The sequence below is a fragment of the Escherichia sp. MOD1-EC7003 genome, from assembly GCF_002965065.1.
Taxonomy (GTDB): Bacteria; Pseudomonadota; Gammaproteobacteria; order Enterobacterales; family Enterobacteriaceae; genus Escherichia.
This window is the reverse complement of sequence record NZ_PTRE01000173.1, coordinates 1-765: the sequence shown is the minus strand read 5'-3', so window position 1 is coordinate 765 and position 765 is coordinate 1. Positions and strand designations below refer to the sequence as shown.

General features: G+C 52.3%; 1 pseudogene. It reads right to left on the bottom strand.

The window, feature by feature from the left end:
- Positions 1-667, bottom strand: a pseudogene (locus A7090_RS22785) (RNA-guided endonuclease TnpB family protein); the annotation flags it as partial.
- Between the last annotated feature and the right edge of the window lie 98 nt (positions 668-765).

Sequence of the window (765 nt, the reverse complement as noted above, 5' to 3'; positions counted from 1 at the left end):
TTTTGACGACAAGTCCTGCCGCCATTAATTCTGTTATGCCTTTGTGCTGTATGTTGAGCGCCGCGTTTATATCGCGGTCATGTTCAGCATTACAGCCGGGGCATTTCCATTCGCGCACCTTGAGCGGCATTTCTGACATTTTGTGACCGCAACAATGGCAAGTTTTCGAGCTGGCGAACCACTGATCCAGTTTGACCAGGTGAACACCTGCCGATTCCGCTTTGTACGCAAGTTTTGCCACAAATCCAGACCATGCCGCATCCCCGATATGACGGGCAAGGCGACGGTTTTTCATCATATTTGCTGATTTCAGCGTTTCCACAATCACCGCTTGGTTTTCGTCGATAATTCGTCTGGAAAGTTTGTGCTGGAAGTCAGCGCGGGCATTGGCTACCCGTTCGTGTTGTGCCGCAAGGCGTAACCGAGCTTTACGACGGTTAGCGCTGCCCAGTTTCTTACGGGATAGCGCCTTGCTGTCACGGCGTAACCGACGGTATGCGTTGACCTGGTGGCGAGGGTTTGCCACCTTGCCGCCGTTGTTGTCGATCAGGTAGTGCGATAGCCCCAAATCAAAGCCCGTCACGGCGGTGATATAGGTCGGCTTTGCCGCCGCTTCCTGACCATCGTCTGCGAGTATTGAGGCGTAATATTTGCCCGCTGCTGTGCGCTGAGGAATCCCCAGTAATGGGCGGGTAAAAAAAGACAGGCATAGAGTTTTGTGATCTACTGATTTGTGCAACCAATTCAATGAGATACCCTCTCAGC